At 62.5% G+C, this 18,225-nt stretch carries 19 protein-coding genes; 10 read left to right on the forward strand and 9 right to left on the reverse strand.

From position 1 onward, the window contains the following. The first annotated feature begins 26 nt into the window (after nt 1-26). The 3 genes from BSP239C_RS10745 to BSP239C_RS10755 all read left to right on the forward strand — a co-directional run bounded on the left by BSP239C_RS10745 (nt 27) and on the right by BSP239C_RS10755 (nt 2,107). Entirely contained in the window at nt 27-845 is an 819-nt protein-coding gene (locus BSP239C_RS10745; protein ID WP_219618883.1) for a 2-keto-4-pentenoate hydratase, read from the forward strand. Between the two features lie 123 nt (nt 846-968). Continuing rightward, nucleotides 969-1,742, forward strand: a complete 774-nt coding sequence (locus tag BSP239C_RS10750; RefSeq protein WP_101572686.1) for a type II toxin-antitoxin system antitoxin SocA domain-containing protein — start codon at nt 969-971, stop codon at nt 1,740-1,742. A gap of 14 nt (nt 1,743-1,756) precedes the next feature. Next, nucleotides 1,757-2,107 (forward strand): type II toxin-antitoxin system death-on-curing family toxin, encoded by a 351-nt coding sequence (locus tag BSP239C_RS10755; protein ID WP_180958982.1) that lies wholly within the window; start codon nt 1,757-1,759, stop codon nt 2,105-2,107. Nucleotides 2,108-2,143: 36 nt separating this feature from the next. Here BSP239C_RS10755 and BSP239C_RS10760 read toward each other — a convergent pair whose 3' ends face one another. Further along, the gene (locus BSP239C_RS10760) at nt 2,144-2,920 is read right to left on the reverse strand and encodes an AraC family transcriptional regulator (protein WP_101572690.1); all 777 of its coding nucleotides are present in this window, start codon (nt 2,918-2,920) and stop codon (nt 2,144-2,146) included. Between the two features lie 60 nt (nt 2,921-2,980). Between BSP239C_RS10760 and BSP239C_RS10765 the strand changes: the two genes are divergently transcribed. Continuing rightward, a complete protein-coding gene (locus tag BSP239C_RS10765) occupies nt 2,981-3,457 on the forward strand; it encodes a DUF2000 family protein (protein WP_257930172.1) in 477 nt (158 codons plus the stop codon). A gap of 77 nt (nt 3,458-3,534) precedes the next feature. After that, nucleotides 3,535-4,401, forward strand: a complete 867-nt coding sequence (locus tag BSP239C_RS10770; protein ID WP_101572692.1) for a uroporphyrinogen-III synthase — start codon at nt 3,535-3,537, stop codon at nt 4,399-4,401. Here the strand turns inward: BSP239C_RS10770 and BSP239C_RS10775 are convergent. The 6 genes from BSP239C_RS10775 to BSP239C_RS10800 form a co-directional block, all read right to left on the reverse strand. Further along, nucleotides 4,377-4,994 carry a DUF4166 domain-containing protein gene (locus tag BSP239C_RS10775; protein WP_101572694.1) on the reverse strand — a complete coding sequence of 206 codons (618 nt, stop codon included), beginning with the start codon at nt 4,992-4,994 and terminating at the stop codon, nt 4,377-4,379. The two genes, BSP239C_RS10770 and BSP239C_RS10775, sit on opposite strands and share 25 nt — an antisense overlap. A 65-nt stretch (nt 4,995-5,059) precedes the next feature. Next, nucleotides 5,060-5,713 (reverse strand): histidine phosphatase family protein, encoded by a 654-nt coding sequence (locus BSP239C_RS10780; protein WP_101572696.1) that lies wholly within the window; start codon nt 5,711-5,713, stop codon nt 5,060-5,062. A 126-nt stretch (nt 5,714-5,839) separates the two neighbouring features. After that, nucleotides 5,840-6,562 (reverse strand): alpha/beta fold hydrolase, encoded by a 723-nt coding sequence (locus BSP239C_RS10785; RefSeq protein ID WP_101572698.1) that lies wholly within the window; start codon nt 6,560-6,562, stop codon nt 5,840-5,842. Between the two features lie 219 nt (nt 6,563-6,781). Further along, nucleotides 6,782-7,474, reverse strand: a complete 693-nt coding sequence (locus BSP239C_RS10790; protein ID WP_101572700.1) for a GntR family transcriptional regulator — start codon at nt 7,472-7,474, stop codon at nt 6,782-6,784. Nucleotides 7,475-7,480: 6 nt separating this feature from the next. Beyond that, complete coding sequence (locus BSP239C_RS10795) at nt 7,481-8,416, reverse strand: hydroxymethylglutaryl-CoA lyase (protein WP_101572702.1); 936 nt, start codon at nt 8,414-8,416, stop codon at nt 7,481-7,483. Beyond that, nucleotides 8,416-9,636 carry a CaiB/BaiF CoA-transferase family protein gene (locus BSP239C_RS10800; RefSeq protein ID WP_101572704.1) on the reverse strand — a complete coding sequence of 407 codons (1,221 nt, stop codon included), beginning with the start codon at nt 9,634-9,636 and terminating at the stop codon, nt 8,416-8,418. The genes BSP239C_RS10795 and BSP239C_RS10800 overlap by 1 nt, the downstream gene beginning before the upstream one ends. 155 nt (nt 9,637-9,791) lie before the next feature. On the opposite strand from BSP239C_RS10800, the gene BSP239C_RS10805 reads away from it, so the two are divergent. Then, nucleotides 9,792-11,144, forward strand: a complete 1,353-nt coding sequence (locus BSP239C_RS10805) for a 2-hydroxycarboxylate transporter family protein (protein ID WP_257930173.1) — start codon at nt 9,792-9,794, stop codon at nt 11,142-11,144. Here the strand turns inward: BSP239C_RS10805 and BSP239C_RS10810 are convergent. After that, nucleotides 11,139-12,047 (reverse strand): LysR family transcriptional regulator, encoded by a 909-nt coding sequence (locus BSP239C_RS10810; protein WP_101572874.1) that lies wholly within the window; start codon nt 12,045-12,047, stop codon nt 11,139-11,141. The genes BSP239C_RS10805 and BSP239C_RS10810 overlap by 6 nt on opposite strands. Nucleotides 12,048-12,193: 146 nt before the next feature. Between BSP239C_RS10810 and BSP239C_RS10815 the strand changes: the two genes are divergently transcribed. From BSP239C_RS10815 to BSP239C_RS10825, 3 genes are all read left to right on the forward strand, one after another. Then, nucleotides 12,194-13,126 carry a CoA transferase subunit A gene (locus BSP239C_RS10815; RefSeq protein ID WP_257930174.1) on the forward strand — a complete coding sequence of 311 codons (933 nt, stop codon included), beginning with the start codon at nt 12,194-12,196 and terminating at the stop codon, nt 13,124-13,126. Further along, nucleotides 13,123-13,935 (forward strand): CoA-transferase subunit beta, encoded by an 813-nt coding sequence (locus BSP239C_RS10820; protein WP_101572708.1) that lies wholly within the window; start codon nt 13,123-13,125, stop codon nt 13,933-13,935. Before BSP239C_RS10815 ends, BSP239C_RS10820 begins: the two co-directional genes overlap by 4 nt. A 94-nt stretch (nt 13,936-14,029) precedes the next feature. Continuing rightward, nucleotides 14,030-15,421, forward strand: coding sequence for an MFS transporter (locus BSP239C_RS10825; protein WP_257930175.1), 1,392 nt, complete (start codon nt 14,030-14,032; stop codon nt 15,419-15,421). A 19-nt stretch (nt 15,422-15,440) separates the two neighbouring features. On the opposite strand, the gene BSP239C_RS10830 is transcribed toward BSP239C_RS10825, so the two are convergent. Next, complete coding sequence (locus BSP239C_RS10830) at nt 15,441-16,331, reverse strand: oxidoreductase (protein WP_101572712.1); 891 nt, start codon at nt 16,329-16,331, stop codon at nt 15,441-15,443. Nucleotides 16,332-16,541: 210 nt separating this feature from the next. Between BSP239C_RS10830 and BSP239C_RS10835 the strand changes: the two genes are divergently transcribed. Further along, a complete protein-coding gene (locus BSP239C_RS10835; RefSeq protein WP_101572714.1) occupies nt 16,542-18,014 on the forward strand; it encodes an MFS transporter in 1,473 nt (490 codons plus the stop codon). Nucleotides 18,015-18,225: the final 211 nt, after the last annotated feature.

Here is an 18,225-nt window from a genome sequence, read left to right on the forward strand (position 1 = left end):
CGATCGGGCCGTGCCACACGGATCCCATGACGGACGTGAATGCGATGTGTTCGACGGAGAAGATCGAACGCGGTGCCACCGCCGTGCACAAGGTGGGTCTGCAAGGGGTGGCGATCGATGCGCTGCCGGCGGAGGCAGGTCCTGCGACTCGGGCAGAGACCCACGCGATGCAGACCCGCTATGCCGAGTTGGAAGGGCAGCCCACCCGTGGGTGGAAGATCGCGGCGACGAGTCAGGCCGGGCAACGGCATATCAATGTCGAGGGCCCGCTTAGTGGTCGCGTGCTCGCCGACCGCATCCAAGGAGACGGAGAGGCCGTGTCGCTGAGCGGCAACTCGACGTGCCTGGCTGAGCCGGAGTTCGTGTTCGTCCTCGGTGCCGCGTTCCCTCCGCGTACAAGCATTTACACCCTCGACGAGGTGATGGAGGCTGTGGCTGTGCTGCACTTCGGCATCGAACTGCCAAGTTCCCGCTTCACCGGTGTCACCACAGCCGGTGCACTGCAGATGATCGCCGGCAACGCCTGCGGACACCGATTCGTGCTGGGGCCGGCGACGAAGGAAACCTGGTCCTCGCGGTATCTGACCGAGGTGTCGATGACCGCCGAGGTCGATGGTCCATCAGGGGCCCAAACCATTGAGGGCGTAGGCAGAAACGTTCTCGGCGACCCAGCCGCAGCACTGACCTGGCTAATCAATGAGCTCTCCGCTGTCGACATCGGTCTGGCCGCGGGGGACTTCATCACCACAGGTACTTGCACCGAACCCATTCCAATTGAACCGGGTGATTCTTTGTCTGCGAGGTGTGACGATCTGGGTGTTGTCACCTGCACATTCATAGACTGAGCTGGGGTGGCGTAGAGCCTCAGGGTGCGAAAGGTCTCTTCCAGAGAGCTATCGAGCAGATGACGCAGCCTGACGGGCAGAACGAAGACGGGCCGTGTCATACCCACCTGTCATGCTGATGCCATGTCTGAAGCGCAGCCATTTCAGAGAAATGTCGCCCAATCCGAACTCGATGAACTCAACGACCGTTTGGCCCGGACTCGGTGGACGTACCAGCTCCCCGGCATCGGTTGGTCGCATGGGGCCAACGGCGATTATCTGAGAGACAGCGTCGGTGGCCAGAGCGTTTGCTTCGCTTCAGTTTGCTCCTCGCGTAGTATAGAGATAACTAACAAAATCTTGTTCGAGGTGGTGGGCGCAATGACAACTTCAGTGGATGTGCTGCAGTACATCAAGTTTGCGTTGCCCGAGGTTAATGTCACGAAAGCCATGAAGCTGGTCTACTACACACAGGCGTGGTCACTGGCATGGACTGGAGAAGATGCTTTCTCCGATCCAGTTGTAGCTTGGCAGTACGGGCCGACCACAGAACTCGCGTACAAGAATTTTACCGCCACGGTGCCTCGATCGGACGGCATTTCCGCCGAGCTCAAGCGCGTCGTCGATGCGATTATCGGTTATTACAATCCATTCACGGCTACGCAGCTCGTGGATCGGACTCATAGCGAGTCACCTTGGAAGAAGACGTTCCACTCTCTTAGTGGGGGGCACGAAGCTGGTAGCGCGATTGCCCCTACGGACATGAAGAAGGAGTACACGATGCAGGCGCTGAAAGGCGAGGGTCCAACTAGGCCTAGTTTTGATGCCGCCATCATCGATGACGAGAAGTTCGAAAAGCTTCTGAGCAAGATCCGCACCGAGCGGAGAGAAGCTTTGGACCTCCTCGCATCTAGGTGATCGAGTACTTAAGCGTGGATCTTGTTATCAAGATCCACGACAGAGAATCCTCGGCTCCTCTACTTGAATACGGCAAGCTCGAGTCGGCGGTCCTCTCGCCACAGGCCGATTATTTCGGCCAAGTGCCGTACCCGACTCTGTTTGAGAAGGCAGCTGTCCTCTTATCTCATATCGCCAACGCTCATGCCTTTCTCGACGGGAACAAGCGCTGTGCGTGGGCCTCATGCGAGCTATTCCTCTTGGCAAACGGCGTGGAACTCGACCTCGAAACACAATCACTTGTTGCCTTCATCGAGGACGAAGTTGTCGACAACAATCTGCCTGTTAAGGAGATAGCGGTCTGGCTCAGTCAACGCCAGGCTTGAACAACTGCTACTTCGCTGGTCGGTCTGCTCTTAGCTTCATGCCGCGAAGACGCCCGGTGTCGTTCCCAACGTTCGGCGGAAGTGCCGGGTGAGATGGGACTGGTCGTGGAAGCCGGACTGGGCGGCCGCCTCAGCGGGGGAGAGCCCGGACAGGAGGAGTCGTCGAGCACGATCCACGCGACGGCCCACGACGTACTGGTGTGGAGCAATCCCGTAGGTCTGGGTGAACACCCTGACCAGGTGACTGCGGTGGGCGCCTAAGTCTGCGGCCGCCTCGGCGATGGTGACCGTTTCCTCCAGTCGATCATCGAGCAGGTGACGCAGACGACGGGCCAGGGGCTTGTCGGTGGCAGTGTCGACCGGTGACTTCAGGTGCGGCTGTACGAGATCGCGCAGAGCAAGGACACTGCACTCGGCGGCGAGGACGTCGGCCGGGTCATTCAACGCGGCATGGATCTGGTCGACGGTCGAGATAGCCTTCGGATCGAAGAGCGTCGGAGCCTCCGCCGCAGCATCGACGGCTTTGTGAGGCAGCCATTCGGGCTCGAGGTAGAGCACGCGTTTGCGGAACGGAACATCCGGAGTCGCCGAGCGACCATCATGGGGCACCTGCGGCGGCAGCAGCGTCACCGCCGAGTTCGACGTCTGGTGCTCGTGGCGATCCAAATCGTAGGTCACTGTGCCCTGATCGACGAGCAGCACCGTCCACGAATCATGAGTGTGGGACGGGTAGGCATGGTGCTCGAACCGGGCGTGGAGTACCTCCTGCACCAGGGGCACATCCGGGTGCCACGCGTGGATCACATCAGCCATGTCACAAACGTACAAGACCCACCTGTGGAAACCGGTCAGAGTGGGAACATGCACGAAAACATGAACACAGCAGAAACCGATGTAAGCACGTCCACCGATACGGTCGGTGCAACCGGCGCCGAGGTGGTGCGATTCGATACGAAGGTCGTCGTGGTTCTCCGCGATAACCTGCTTCCCTGGCAGGAACTCAACGTCACCGCGTTCCTCATGTCCGGCATCGCCACGAGCCAATCAGGGTTGGTGGGCGAGATCTACCGCGACGGTGACGGCAACGACTATCTGCCGATGCTGCGCCAACCGGTCCTCGTCATGACGGCAGACGGGGCACTTCTGGCGAAGGCTCGAGAGAAGGCCCTCGGACGGGGGATTCCTCTGGCGGTCTACACGGAGGAGCTGTTCTCGACCGGACACGATGCGGCCAACCGCGAAGCAGTGGCTTCGGTGGCTGCTGAAGATCTCAACCTGGTAGGAATCGCTCTGCGTGGTCCGAAGAATGCTGTCGATCGAGTGGTCAAGGGCGCGCGCATGCATGGGTGAGGTGCTGAGCTGACGCTTGTGGTGGTCGTCTCGATGTACGAGTTGCCCTGACGTCCTGCGGAAGCAAGGATGTGTGCATGGATGAGTCTCGTACCGCCCTGGGCGGCCAGTTGTCCGGATGCCGCGTGGTCCTGACTGCTCAGCGGAAGGCTGAACAGTTCGCGACTGCCCTCGAACGGCACGGGGCGGAGATCGTGCATGCGCCCACACTGTCGGTCATCCCCAACGTCGATGACCCCGAACTCGTCGCACGCACCCGTGCACTCATCGGCACCCAACCCGAGATCGTTGTGGTCACGACCGGAGTCGGTTTCAACGGCTGGGCCGAAGTCGCCGAGGCCGAAGGGCTGAGCGAACAGTGGCACGCCATGCTCGCCGGAGCCCGGATCATCGCCCGCGGTCCCAAGGCACGCGGCGCAATCCAAGCCGCCGGGCTGACACCGGCCTGGGTTGCCGAATCAGAGACCAACTCCGAGATCCAGCAGGTTCTGCTCGAACAGGGCGTGCGTGGCCTTCGGATCGCGGTGCAGCACCACGGCGCTGGCGCCGATGGTCTGGACGAAGCCTTCGCCGCAGCCGGTGCCGAGGTCAGCTCGCTGGTGGTCTACCGGTGGGGTCCCGCACCAGATCCAGACGCTGTGGTGGCAGCTGTCGAACTCGTCGCGGACCGCCGTTGCGATGCTGTGGCCTTCACCTCGGCGCCCGGGGTCACCGCCTTTCTGGACGCCGCTCGTGACCAGGAGCTGCTGCCTGAGGTCGTCGCCGCGTTCACCGACAAGAACGGTGTCCTCGCCGCTGTGGTCGGCAACGTCACAGCGGCACCCCTGGTGGCGCACGGAATCGAGGCGTTGATCCCAGAGAGATTCCGCCTTGGCGCACTCGTGCGCACCCTGGTCACCGAACTCACGGCCCGCCGACGTCAGTCTTCCTCTTCTATTCGGTAGGTGAATGACCCGTGGTACTCATACACCCGGCCCAGGGCAGGGACATCAACTGTGAGACTGACCTTCTGGAGTGCCGCCTCGGCGTCGAAGCGCTCGCTCAAGGCGATCACCGGACGAATGACCTTCGGGACAGGCAGACGGATAGGTCCCAACCGCACGGTGACGCCGCGACTGCTCAGACTCAACCCATCCTCATCCGCCGCGACATCGAATGCAGCTTCTACCAGGGCCGGTCGGCCCAGCACATCGACGACTTGGCCCGACTCGGACACAGAGACGGCGTCGACCATCGTCCAGGTGCCCGACTCCAGTTTCAGCGTGCGGGCAGCAGTCTGCTGGCCGGCAACCGTTCGGTTCTCGATCCGAAACGGGACCTGGTGGTGCATCCCGGGCGCAATCACATGACGTCGTGCCAGCCACTGGAGGATCGGTCGCAGCCACCATCGTTGGGTGCCGAAGCGCTCGAAGATGCCGTCTCCAACACCGACCGAACCTGCGGGGATCGCAGCAAAGTAGCGCTGCAGCACCGGGTGCAGCTCAGACAGTTGGGAACCGAGGGCTCGCTCATACGGCGATCTCATCTCAGGGCTCATGCCTGCGAGTATATGCGGCGGCCCGGCGCGGTCTGCCACCGATCCGGGCCGCCTGACTGAGTCGACTAGCGGTAGGTGACCCGCTCCGGGGTCTGGTGGCCATGTTCGTTGAAGGAGATGAGACTGGTGCCGCTGCGGCCGGTGATGATGCGGGTGATCCCGGTGTTGACGGTCACCCGATTGAACGCCATCCACTGGTCGAAACCACCACCGAGGAGTCTGGCCGCCGTCCACGCGATCGCCCCCGCGCTGGAGACGATGATCGTCGATTCACCCGACCCCATCGACGCGCACACCTCGTCGAGGGCGCGGTCGACTCGTGTGCTGAACTGCTTGAACGTCTCCGAGTAGTCGCCATCATGCTCTCCGCTGGCCCACCGGGCTGCTCCACGTTCGAGTTCGGCTTGGAAGATCTTCGAATCCTGCTTCGCACGCGGATCGGTGTCGGTCAGCGCCCCGGTGAGCTCCCAAGCCTGATACTCGTTCCACCCGGGATCGATCTGCGCATCCAGCTGACTGCCGAGGCCTGTCTGAATGCCTTCGGCAGTCTGTCGCTGCCGCAGCATCTCTCCGTGGATGACGCGCACGGGTGAGACCTTCTGCGCTCCCAGGTGCTCGCCGGTGATGCGGCTCTGCTCCTTGCCCAGATCGGACAGTCGGTCATAGTCATCGGTGCCGAATGACGCCTGGCCATGCCGGACCAGATAAAGAACACTCATCTCTCACTCCTGCGTAGAAGATGCCAATAAAAAACGGGTTAGGCTCAGCCTGCGACTGAGCCTAACCCGTTAAGAACCTCAGCGGCGGATCGATCCACCGTCGCCTCATCGACTCAGCGCAGGCATTTACAGGCTCACCCTTTCGATGATGAGGGAGGCGGCCACTGCTGGTTCGTCCTTCATGGGGAAGTGCCCGCAGCCGGGAATCTCGACCCAGCGAATCGATTGGTCGAGCAGAGCCGCTTGCTGGATGCCGCGGGTGTCCAGAATTGGGTCCGCGTCGCCCCACGCAATCGTAGCGGGTATCCGGATGTCGGCACGGAGACGGACGACGAGGCCCGGTAGCAAATAGCGGGTGAAACCAGACCAACTAGGCTGGTTCCTCGCACCAGTCGTCAGACGACCAACCCGAGTGGTGTTTCTCTTCGCGGTTCGATTCGTTCCGCGCTTGAGGGCCTCGGCGAGCCGGTTCCGAACCAGGCGACCGCCCGCGAGGACGAGGTGAGTCGCGGAAGAGAAACCGGCAGGAGTGAGGGCTGTCACGCTCGATACGAGACCATCGACGGCCATTCGCAGCGCCAGGTATCCACCGAAGGAGTTGCCGACGACGTGGACTTGTGTCAGCTCCAGCGACTCGAGCGTGAAAACAATGCGTCGGATTGTGTCGGCGATCGTCCACTCCCGGCCTCCGGAGAGTCCGTGTCCGGGAAGATCGATGGCGATGACCTGGCACCCGTTTGCCACGAGAATGGGTGTGATCGCTCGCCAGACAGTATGGCGATCACCGAGGCCGTGGATGAGGAGGACGGGAATGCCTTCACCGGAAGACACATAGTGCAAGGGACGCATGTCTTCAGTGTAGGAGTGTCAGGCTTTTGTTTGGGGCTTGCAGCAATGTCTTGCTGGCACCGCTTTCTGACCTGCCTCAGCGTCGGCCGAATAGAACCGCACGGCTGTCAGAAGCCCACCCCTGCGAGCCTCCCCTGTCGGGCCTGCCGTCTGTTGGCGGTTTCACGTGGCAGGCTTTGCAATACCCTTCCCCGGTCTCAAACGGGTGGCCAGCCGACGTCAGCCCTCTGCATTCGGTTGAGCCCGCTGCATCGATTTGAATCGGTTGAGCCCGCTGATGATGTGAGTCTTGCTCACCGCTGCCACCCACTCCTTATCCTCGGCCCGGGCGGCAGCGATCAGCTCGTCATGGTGGTGCATACTCGAGACCACATCGGTGTCCGAATACGAGGAGAAGAGCTTCGCCACGACGATGGGGATCATGAGGTTGAACGTGGTCGAAATAAGCGACTGGGCGGCGCTGCGGCGGATGATGATGCCGTGGAATTCGTTATTCACCGAGGCGATCCGATGCCGGGTCGCCGGATCGGTCGCCAGGCTCTTCATCTGGTCCGTCAACCCGGTCAACGTGGTGAAATCATCGTCGGTGAGCCGTCCGACGCTCTCCGACATCACGTACGGTTCGATGACGGCGCGCGACCGATAGATCTGCTCGATCTCCTCGGCATCGTAGCTGCGCACGCGTGTGCCGCGGCGGGGCACGACCTCGACGACACCGACGCCCACCAGCTCACGAAACGCCTCCCGGATGGGAGTCCGACTCACGCCGAGGCGGCTGGCCAGATCGTTCTCCCGAATCCATGAACCCGGCGGCAGGTCACCGGAGATCACCAGTCCGAGAATACGCGAGCTCACCTCGGTCCAATGGGCTTCGCCGAACTGTCGCGAACGGGCGTCTTCGGTCACTGACATTCGAGCTCAGTCCCAGGTCGCTTTGGCAAGATCCTCGCGGGTCCCGCCACGGCTGACGAACGAACTGACGGGGAACTTCGTCTCCTCGATGAGACTTTCAGAGAGTTGTCTGACACGCTGCAAGTCTATGCCGGTGGAAATGCCCATTCCATCCATCAGATGAATGAGATCCTCGGTTGCCATGTTGCCCAGGACCGTTGGATCGCCGGGGAACCACATATCGCCGCCGAGTCCACCGATCGACGACTCCATCCAATCTGCGCCAGCGGACAGCGCGGCCAGGGCATTCGCCGGCGCGAACCCGTTGCGGTTGTGCAGGTGGGTTCCGATCTCCAGATCGGGGAAGTCCCTCTTCGCTTCGCTGATTCCGGTGAAGACCTCGAGCGGAGTCTCCTCACCGGTCGTGGTGGCAAGATAGACGCCCTCGGCGCCCACCTCGGCGGCCTTGTCCATCACCCTGTCCCGAGCCGCCTTCGACACCGGTCCGTAGCAGGGGGAGAAGAACGCGCAGGCGACGGCGACGATCAGCCGCTGTCCCGAAGCCCGCGAGACCCGTCGGATCTCGTCGAGCTGGTCCAACAGCCCTTCGGTCGTCGTTCCCTGGTTCTTCAACGCCATGCCGTCCTCGGCCGGAACGACGAACGTCAGCTCGTCGAGTTCGCATTCGGCGGCCCGCTGGGCGCCCCGGGCGTTGGGAACCAGAGCGCGGAAGCGCACATCGGGTGGGCGCGGAATTTCGGCCAGGACCGCCTCGGCGTCGGCCAGCTGCGGCAGTACCTTCGGGTGGGCGAAGGACGCGACCTCGATCTCCTTGAACCCGGCGGCGATCATGTCGGCGACCATCTCGATCTTGCGGTCGGTGGGAACTGGGGTGTCGACAGCCTGGAGCCCGTCGCGGAGTCCGACCTCGACGATGCGTGCACGGTCCGGCAGATTCCACATCAGCGGATCACTCCCTTGTCTCTCAGCTCTGCGAGGGCGTCGTGATCGAAGCCGACCTCGGTGAGTACCTCCTCGGTGTCCTGGCCCAGCTCGGGCCCGACCCATCGCACCGCGGTATCCGTTCGACTCAGCCGGGGGAAGGCATTCTGCATGGTCACCGACCCATAGTTCGCACTCTCGACCTCGACGACGGACCTGCGTGCCTTGTACTGGGGGTCGTTGAGCATGTCCTCGACGCGGAAGATCTTTCCGACCGGGACGGAATGCTCATTGAGAAGCGCCACGAGGTCATCGGCACTGAACTGCAGGGAGAACTCGGCGACCAGCTCATCGAGTTCTGCCTGGCGCTCGCCTCGGGCGATGTGGGTGGCGTACTCGGGATCGTCGGCGAGTTCGGGGTTGCCCATCGCCGTGGCCAGGCGGCGGAAGACCGTGTCCTGATTAGCTGCGATGATGAGCCATTGGCCGTCGGAGGTGGGGTAGACGTTGCTGGGGGCGATCTTGGGAAGCGTTGAGCCGCTGCGTTCCTTCTGGATTCCCTCTTCAGCCCATTCGGGCACGAGCGACTCCATCATTCCCAGCACCGATTCGTAGATGGCTGAGTCGATGACCTGGCCGAGCCCGCTGTTGTGCCGTTCCTGGAGGGCAGCGAGGACGCCGATGGTTCCGAACAGTGCTGCCAAAGAGTCTCCGATGGACACTCCGACGCGCGATGGGGGAGTGGACGGGTCGCCGACGACGTAGCGGAGGCCGCCCATGGCTTCACCGATCGACCCGTAGCCCGCCTGCTTGGCATATGGTCCGCTCTGCCCGAAGCCGGAGACGCGCAGCATGATGAGGCCGGGGTTGGTGCGGCTGAGCTCTTCGTGGCTGAGTCCCCACTTCTCGAGCGAGCCGGGCCGGAAGTTCTCGACGACGATGTCTGCGGAGTCGGCCAGGGTGCGCGCGGCCGCTTGGCCTTCGGGGGTGCGCAGGTTGAGAGTCACCGACTTCTTGTTGCGGGCAAGGACGGACCACCAGAGGGACGAGCCTTTGACAGTCGCCTGCCCCCACTGCCGCATCGGATCGCCGTTCTTCGGATCCTCGACCTTGATGACCTCCGCGCCGAGGTCGCCGAGGAGCTGCCCGCAGAATGGTCCGGCGATGAGCTGACCCATCTCCAGGACGCGAATTCCTCGCAGTGGGCCGGACCCTGTCGGCCGTGCTGTCCCTACGTTCACTGGTTCTCCCCTGAATCAATAAGTTGCATACAATCATTCGGAATTGTGGGGTATGCTTTCAAGCATTCCCTGTAATGGAGCCGATTTAAGAAACACCATACACGGAACTGTATGCAATCAATGAAGTTTGTCTACCAGCTAGGACCGCAACGATCATGACCAGCCGAGACGTCAAGGAAGACTCTGCCCAGGCGGAGAACATGCAGGAGAGGAAGCGGTCCTTCGACCGTACGATCATGGGGCTGCCGGTCTGGGCATTCATTCCGATGGCGATCATTGCCCTGGTGGCCGTCAGCTTCACGTCCGAGGAGACCGGAATGACCGCGGCCTTCGCTGTGGTCATGTCACTCGGCGGAGTGCTGATGTGGGTGGGAAGCTCGATGCCCTACTTCAAGCTCATCGGCGGCGGAGTGATCCTGTGCATCCTGGTCCCGGCGATCTTCCAATATTTCGGAATCCTGCCCGGAGCGGTCGAAGGTCTGGTCACCAGCTTCTACGACACCTCCGGCTTCGGTGAATTCGTCGTCGCGGCGCTCATCACCGGCAGCATCCTCGGCATGCCGCGCGGACTGCTCATCAAGGCCGGCGCCCGCATCCTCATCCCCATCATCGCCACGATCGCAGTGTGCTTCGCCGTCCTCGGCCTGGTCGGAAAGCTCACCGGTGTCGGTGCCGGCTATGCGATCTTCTTCGTCGCCGGTCCGGTCCTGGGCGGAGGCGTCGCGGCGGGCGCAATCCCGATTTCGGAGATCATTGCACAGAATGGCGACCAGCCGGCGTCTGCCTATCTGACGGCTCTCGTCCCGGCCGTGGCTGTCGGCAACATCATGTGCATCATCATCGCGGCAGTCCTCAACACTGCGGGGAAGAAGCAGGGGCACCGGTTCCGTGCCTTCAACGGCAAAGGCGTGCTTGCCCAGGGAGTGAAGCTTCCCAAGGGCGCAGCTGAGAAGCTCTCTTCGCCCGCGGCCGCAGTCAAGCTGGCGACGACCGGCTTCTTCCTGGCCGGGGCGCTCTTCGTCGTGTCGAATCTGCTCAGCGACCTGGTACCTGCCCTCCACGCCTATGTGTTCCTCATCGTCATCTGCGCGCTCATCAAGGTGTTCATCCCGCTGCCCGAGTACGTCGAAGCCTCGGTCGACCTCTGGTACGTTTTCGTCGCCAACGCGATGATCCCCGCAATTCTCGTGGCCCTCAGCATCATCGCCATCAACATCGACGAGGTGCTCTCATTGGTCTCGGACCCCGGCTATATGATGATGACGCTGCTGACGGTGGTCATCGCGACTGTCGTCGCCGGGTTCGTCGGGTGGTTAGTCAAGCTGTATTGGATCGAGTCCGCGATCTCCGCGGGGCTGGGGTTGGCCGACTTCGGCTCCAGCGGTGATCTTGCTGTCCTGCAGGCGTCGCAGCGTCTGAACCTGCTTCCGTTCCTGTCGATCTCATCGCGCATCGGCGGAGGAATCGTGCTCGTCGCACTGTCTGCCCTGGCCCCCTACCTGCTATAGGGATGGCTTGGTAGGTACCGGGAACAGCTGTTCCGACAAGCGCAGGACCTCCCGCAGGGCCGGGCTGTCGTAATACTTCCGCCAGGCCATGAGTAGGGGGAAGGGCCCCTGATCGTCTTCGAGTGGAATGAATGTGACATTGGAAAACGTGAAGTTGTACGGCACGGATGAGACCGTGACCGAACATCCGAACTCGGCCCCGACCAGCGACAGGATGGTCCAACTGTCCGGTGCCACCTGAACCACATTGGGGCTGAACCCCGCTGCCTGCGACAGTGCGTAGAGGCGCTCGATGGTTGTCGAGCCTGGGTTCGGGGGCAAGGTGATGAACTCTTCGTCCTTCAGTTCTGCCATCGACACGGACTCCCGGTCGGCAAGCGGATGGTTCTTGTGGACGGCGATGACGAGGGACTCTTCAGCGATCATGCGTGTCTCCACGGCCTGTGGGATGAATGGCCAGTGACCGAAGGCAAGGTCGAATGAACCATCTGCGACTCCCTCGATGGACGGAAGCGCGAATGTGGCGCTCTGCAGGCTCAATTGGATTCCGGGATGAGTGCTGCGGACCAATTTCGACAGTCGACCCACAAGTGTGTGAGTCGCAATCCCCGTGAACGCAAAACGCAGATGACCGACTTCGCCCTGCCCGGCGGCCTTCACCGCCGCATCGGCCAAACGGTGGCTGATGAGAATGTTTCGAGCCGGCTCCACCAGGGCTTCGCCCGCTGCGGTCAGGCGCACTGAACGAGTGCTGCGTTCGAAGAGCTGGGCCGACAGCGACTGTTCCAGATTTCGGATGAGGCGACTCACCTGCGGCTGTGTCATCCGCAGACGCTCAGCCGCGTGCCCGAAGTGGAGCTCTTCGGCCAGTACGAGGAATGCTCGAATCTGCTTGACGTCCAAGTCCAGGCCTTCCAATCAGTGGGTTCTTCGGGTCATAACCGACAAGCCTGTGATGATTCATGTCAGATGGGAATCAAAAAGCAGCACAATATGTATTGGACTAGCATAAATGATTTTGGAAGGATGATCGAGGTCACAGTCAATCGATGCTCAAGGAGGACGCGATGGACAAGACGACGAGCCTGTCAGAGGCGATCAGCACCCATCTCAACGATGGCGATACAGTCGCGCTCGAAGGCTTCGGCCACCTCGTGCCGGTTGCTGCCGCGCATGAGATCATCCGACAGAAATTCTCGAATCTCACCCTGGCGCGCATGTCCTGTGATGTCATCGTCGACCAGCTCCTCGGCGCGAACTGCCTCACGGGACTGATCGCAGCCTTCATCGCCAACAGCTCGGCAGGTTCTCTCCATGAACTGCGCCGAAGAATTGAGCACTCGGATCCGGAGCCGCTGTGGTTCGACGAATACAGCCACGGCGGAATGGTGGCCAGATACCAGGCCGGTGCTTCGAAACTCCCGTTCCAGCCGATCGCCTCCTATCGCGGCAGCGATCTCGCCGAGAAGAATCCCCGAATCAGATCCGTGGACGACCCCTTCGGCGGTCCGCCGATCTACGTCGTGCCCGCACTCAACCCGGACCTCACCGTCATCCACGCCCAACGTGCCGACTCCGCCGGCAATGTGCAGGCCTGGGGCATGCTGGGAATCCAGACCGAAGCAGCCTTCGCCGGTCGACGACTCATCGTCACCGTCGAAGAGATCGTCGACGAGTCCATCATCCGGTCCGACCCGAACCGCACCATCGTCCCGTCCCACGTTGTCGACGCAGTCGTTGAAGTTCCACGAGGTGCTCATCCGCACGCCGTGCAGGGATACTACGACCGCGACGATGCGTTCTCCCGGGACTGGTCGGCTCTCGCCCGGGACGCCGAGGCGGTCAAGGCCTGGTTGCAGACCAACATCCACGACACCGCAGATCACGAAGAATTCCTCGCACTCCTCGGACCCGACCATTTCGACCACCTGGGAATCCGTGACGCTTATTCGACACCCGTCAACTATGGAGGTCGGGAATGACTGCTGATACCTCGAATCACACCGCCGCGAAGAACGAGGGTGAGGACATCACGAGCAGCGAACTGCTCGCCATCCATTCGGCGCGTGCCCTGGCCGGACGCCGCGTCGTCTTCGCCGGACATGGCTTGCCGACGCTGGCCACCTCACTGGCTCAGCGAACCGTGGCACCGGAGATAGAAATCGTCTATGAGTCGGGAGTCGCCGGTGCCAGGCCACCGGACCTGCCGCGCACCATCTCTGATTCTGTGCTGGTACCGGGCGCCGCCTCGGTGATTCCGATGACTCACCTGTTCAACTACGTCCTGCAGGGGCAACGCATCGATGTCGGATTCCTCGGTGCCGCTCAGGTCGATCGCTACGGCAGCCTCAACTCCACCCTGATCGGCGAGGACTGGGAACACCCCGACAGCAGGCTTCCAGGCTCCGGCGGAGCCATCGAAGCCATGGCTGGGGCGGCCGAGATCTTCCTCGTGATGCGTCGGCACACTCCGCGCACTTTCGTTGAAACCCTTGACTTCGTCACCTCGCCCAGTCCCCACCGGGCCGCACAGTCTGAGGTCGGGGTCATGCCAGCCGGTGCGGGGGTCACGCATGTGATCACGGATCTGGGAATCATGACCCGATTCGCCCAGGACGAGGAGCTCACGCTGAGCGCGGTGCACCCAGGGATCGACCCTGCCGAGGTCGTCCGGCAGACCGGCTGGGATCTGAAGGTCTCAGCTGATCTCGAGACGACTACGGCGCCTACGCCGGACGAACTCACCATCCTGCGCGACTCCCTCGACCCTTCCCGCATCTACCTGCGCTGAAGCCGCCGGAAGCGTCTCACAGGAGAGACCGCTGCCGGCGGTGCGAGCCAGAATCCGAAACATTCCACCGAAGTAGGACAGAACTATGTCAAAGATGACGAGTGACTTTGTCGCCACCCCGCCAGATCCGAATGTGACCCGACCCGAACTTCGCCGTGCCGCCTGGTCGTCATGGCTGGGCAGCTCGCTTGAGTACATGGACTTCACCCTCTACACCCTGGCCTCAGCCTTGGTCTTCGGCCCGCTCTTCTTTCCCAACGAAACGCCTGCTGTTGCACTGATCGCCAGCCTCGGCGTCTATGGTTCCGGGTTCGTCGTCCGACCAATCGGCGGCTACATCTTCGGACGCGTCGGTGACAAGCACGGGCGCCGCATCGTCCTCATCGTCACCTTGTCCATGATGGGAATTGCCACCATGGGCATCGGGCTCCTGCCCACCTATGCGCAGATCGGTGTCTGGGCTCCGATCTTCCTCGTCATCTTGCGCCTGGTCCAGGGGTTCGGTGCCGGAGCCGAGCTGGCCGGTGCCTCCGTGCTCCTGGTTGAGTCGTCACCAGTTCGACGGCGTGGGCTCTTCGGCGCCATCGTCGCAATGGGCACCAACAGCGGAATCTTCCTGGCTACGGTCCTGTGGACTCTGCTGACGCTGCTGCCCGACGATGACTTCCTCAGCTGGGGCTGGCGGGTTCCGTTCCTGCTCAGCATCGTCACGACCTTCGTGGCACTGGCCATTCGCACGAAGGTCAAGGAATCACCCGTGTTCGAGGAAGCCAAGGAGCGGCGTGCCGCCCTCAGCGCTGCCGAGGTGAAACAGCCGAGCATTCTCGTCGAGGCTCGACGGTCGACGAAGTCATTCCTGCTCGCCCTCGGTATTCGGATGGGCGAGAACTCCGCCGTGTATCTGGTCAAGGGCTTCATGGTGGGCTGGGTCGTGACGACGACAGGCACCGACTCCTCGGTCGTCACGACAGGGATCATGATCGGAACGATCATCGGATTCGCCACCGTCCCCTTCTTCGGCAAGCTCAGCGACACGGTAGGGCGTCGGCCGGTATTCCTGGCCTTCACCGTTTTCCAGATCCTCTTCGCAGTGCCGGCGATGCTGCTCATCGACACCGGCAATCCGATCCTCATCGCCTGCGTCTTCGCGATCTTCGTCGGCGGACCTCTGCCGAACCTCTACGGAGTTGAATCAAGCTGGTTGGTTGAGCTCTTCGGATCCAAGCACCGGTACACCTTCATGACCACGATCAAGGAGATCGGCTCCGTCGTCTCCGGCGGATTGGCCCCAGTGATCGCGGCCGGCCTCGTTGCAGTGATCACGGACTCCTGGTGGCCCGTGGCGATCGTTCTCATCCTGTTCGCCGGCTGCGGATTGCTGGGTGCCTACTTCGCGCCGGAGACGCGAGGGCGTGACCTGACCACCGAGGTGGATGCGGTCGATGATCGGGTCGAGGCCCAGGTGGAGGCCCCTGTCGGGTCCTGAACCACAGCCGACAGCACTGTCACTTATCGAGGCCGAAGCAGACGCCTGTCAGCTCTTCTGAGACTTCCCACAGGCGACGTGCCGTGGTGAGGTCGCTGGCTGAGGAAGATCGGCCGACCAAGGTGGGGGAGCCCCGCAGCTCACCGCGCCCGTCAGGTCCGATGTAGCTCGCGCCGGGAAGATCCTGTGTTGCCGCGAAGAGCGACGGCAAGGCACCGTGTTCGCTGGTTTGGGCGAATATCCGTCCAGCAAGATTCGCCGCGGCAACGAGAACCTTCGGCTGGCCCTTGGTCCCGAGCCCCGTCGCTGCGTATCCGGGATGTGCGGCCAAGGAGCGAACGTTGGAACCGGCTTGGTGGAGTCGCCGCTGGAGCTCGAGAGAGAACAGCAGATTGGCCAACTTCGACTGCCCGTATGAGGCCGCGAATCCGTACTTGCGTTGGCGCAGCGCCAGATCATCGAAATGGATCTCGCCTGCTTTGTGGGCGCCGGAGGCAACCGTTACCACCCGGTCGCTGATGTGAGGCAGGAGGAGATTGGTCAATGCGAAGTGGCCCAGGTGGTTCGTGCCGAACTGCAGGTCGAACCCGTCCTTGGTCTGAGCGCCGTGAACTCCGGCTACTCCCGCATTGTTGATGAGTATGTCGAGGGGGTCATCCCACGACTGGGCGAACGAACTGATCGAGGACAGGTCGGCGAGGTCGAGTTCTCGCACCTCGGTGTTCCCGCTCATCGCGCGGGCGGCTTCTCGGCCGCGCTGTACGCTGCGGACCGCCAGAACGACGTGCGCGCCCGCTCGCGCGGATGCCGCTGCTGTCGCCGCACCGACTCCACCGTTGGCTCCGGTGATCATCACTGTGCGGCCGACCATTGAGGGCATGTCAGAAGCAGTCCACCGATATTTCGCCATGGGCCGAGCCTACTCGCGATCATCGGGTGAAGAGGTCGCCGCTGCTCCGCGCTGCTCCGGGGTCGACGAATCGCGGCAGTCGAGTTTCGTGGAAACCGAAAGACGCGATTGATGTGCGAATTCCGCCGGCGCCGCGGTCTGCGCATGCGTGAGTGACCGCACTGTGATGGGGTGTTGTGCAGACCTGCGCGGCGGAGTAGAACTGGATCAATGACGGGAACTTCAGAGACAACGGCCATGTCGGCACAGCAGCGCAGGATCCTCGCCGTGATGCTGGTGCCGATGTTCATGTCTCTGCTGAGTGTCTCCATCGTCAACGTCATCCTGCCCGATATGCAGAAGTCGATCGGGGCCTCGAATTCCGCGATCCAGTGGGTGCTCTCCGGCTACACGCTGGCCTTCGGCGTACTGCTCGTCGCAGCCGGTCGCGCCGGTGACCTCTTCGGACGGGGCAGGCTCTTCGTCGCAGGAGTGAGCGTCTTCGCCTTCGGCTCGCTCATCGCCGGCTTCGCTCCCGACCCGGTGATGCTCAACGTCGCGCGCATCGTCATGGGCATCGGCTCGGGACTGCTGAGTCCCCAGGGCGTGGGGATGCTGCAGCAGTACTTCCACGGCAAGATCCGTGGTCGTGCCTTCGGCATGTTCGGCACCATCGTCGGTGTCTCCGTCGGCATCGGGCCCGTGCTCGGCGGAGGCCTCATCGCGGTGCTCGGGGAAGAATGGGGATGGCGTTCGGCGTTCCTCATCAACGTGCCGATCGCCATTGCCGCTATCCTCCTCGGTCGGCTCTGGCTGCCGCGGAGCGCGTGGAGGGGCAGTGCTGCCGAGGCCGGCGGCGCCGACGGCGGGCGCGCCGATTTCGATCCGGTCGGCCTCGTGCTCCTGTCACTGGGCACCCTGTTCGTCATGCTTCCCTTCCTCGAACGCTCCGCCGGTGCCTGGATCTACGCTCTGGTCCCCGTGGGTGCCGTCGTCATCTGGCTGTGGGTGCGCTGGGAGGGCCGTTATGCCCGCCGAGGCGGTGCCCCGATGGTCGATATGAACCTGTTCCGCACCCGGTCATTCGCCTATGGCGCCTCCCTGACGTCGATGTATTTCGTGGGCATGCCCGGAGTCTGGGTCATCGTCGCCCTCTATCTCCAGAACGGCCTCGGATTCCCTGCGCTCGAAGCGGGACTGATGGGTCTTCCCTCGGCGCTGTTGGCAGCGGTCAGTGCCCAAGCCTCCGGTCGCGTGGTCCTCACCTTCGGGCGCAAGATGGTCGTGCTCGGAGTCGGCATCGCCATCGTCGGAGTTGTCACGTCTGCACTGATCGTCCTCGCTCACGAAGACCTGGGCATCAGCATCTGGTGGATGCTGGCGAGCCTGGGTCTGACCGGGATCGGCCAGGGCATGGCGATCAGTCCGAACCAGACACTGACCCTGGCCGATGTGCCCGTCGAATATGCGGGAAGCTCCGGTGGGGTGATGCAGACTGGGCAGCGCGTGGGTACGGCCATCGGCATCGCGGTCGTCACGGCCGTGTTCTTCGTTGCCCAGGGAATGGCCGGATATGGGGTCGCGATCGTCACAGGATTCGGATTCATCGCCGCGGTCATGGTCTTCGCCGGACTCATCGGAATCGTCGACCTGGTCCGCGGGCGGGCGAAGGATCGGCAGACTGCCACAGTGGCAGGAGGCTGAGGTCCGGAACGCATTGTTCCGGGGTCGAATCCTCCCGGCTAAAGGTATTGAGAATATGCCTCCAAAACGTCGGACAACCTCGGCGAAGGTGACATTTTCGGGTGGACAGCGAAGGCTCATCGGCTATGCTGGCCGAGTTGCACAGTGAGTTTCATGAGGTCGGAACTCGGCCGACTGCGAACCGCTCGTGCCCTGCGCGACCACGCACAGT

The organism is Brevibacterium sp. 239c (genome assembly GCF_900169365.1).
Taxonomy (GTDB): Bacteria; Actinomycetota; Actinomycetes; order Actinomycetales; family Brevibacteriaceae; genus Brevibacterium.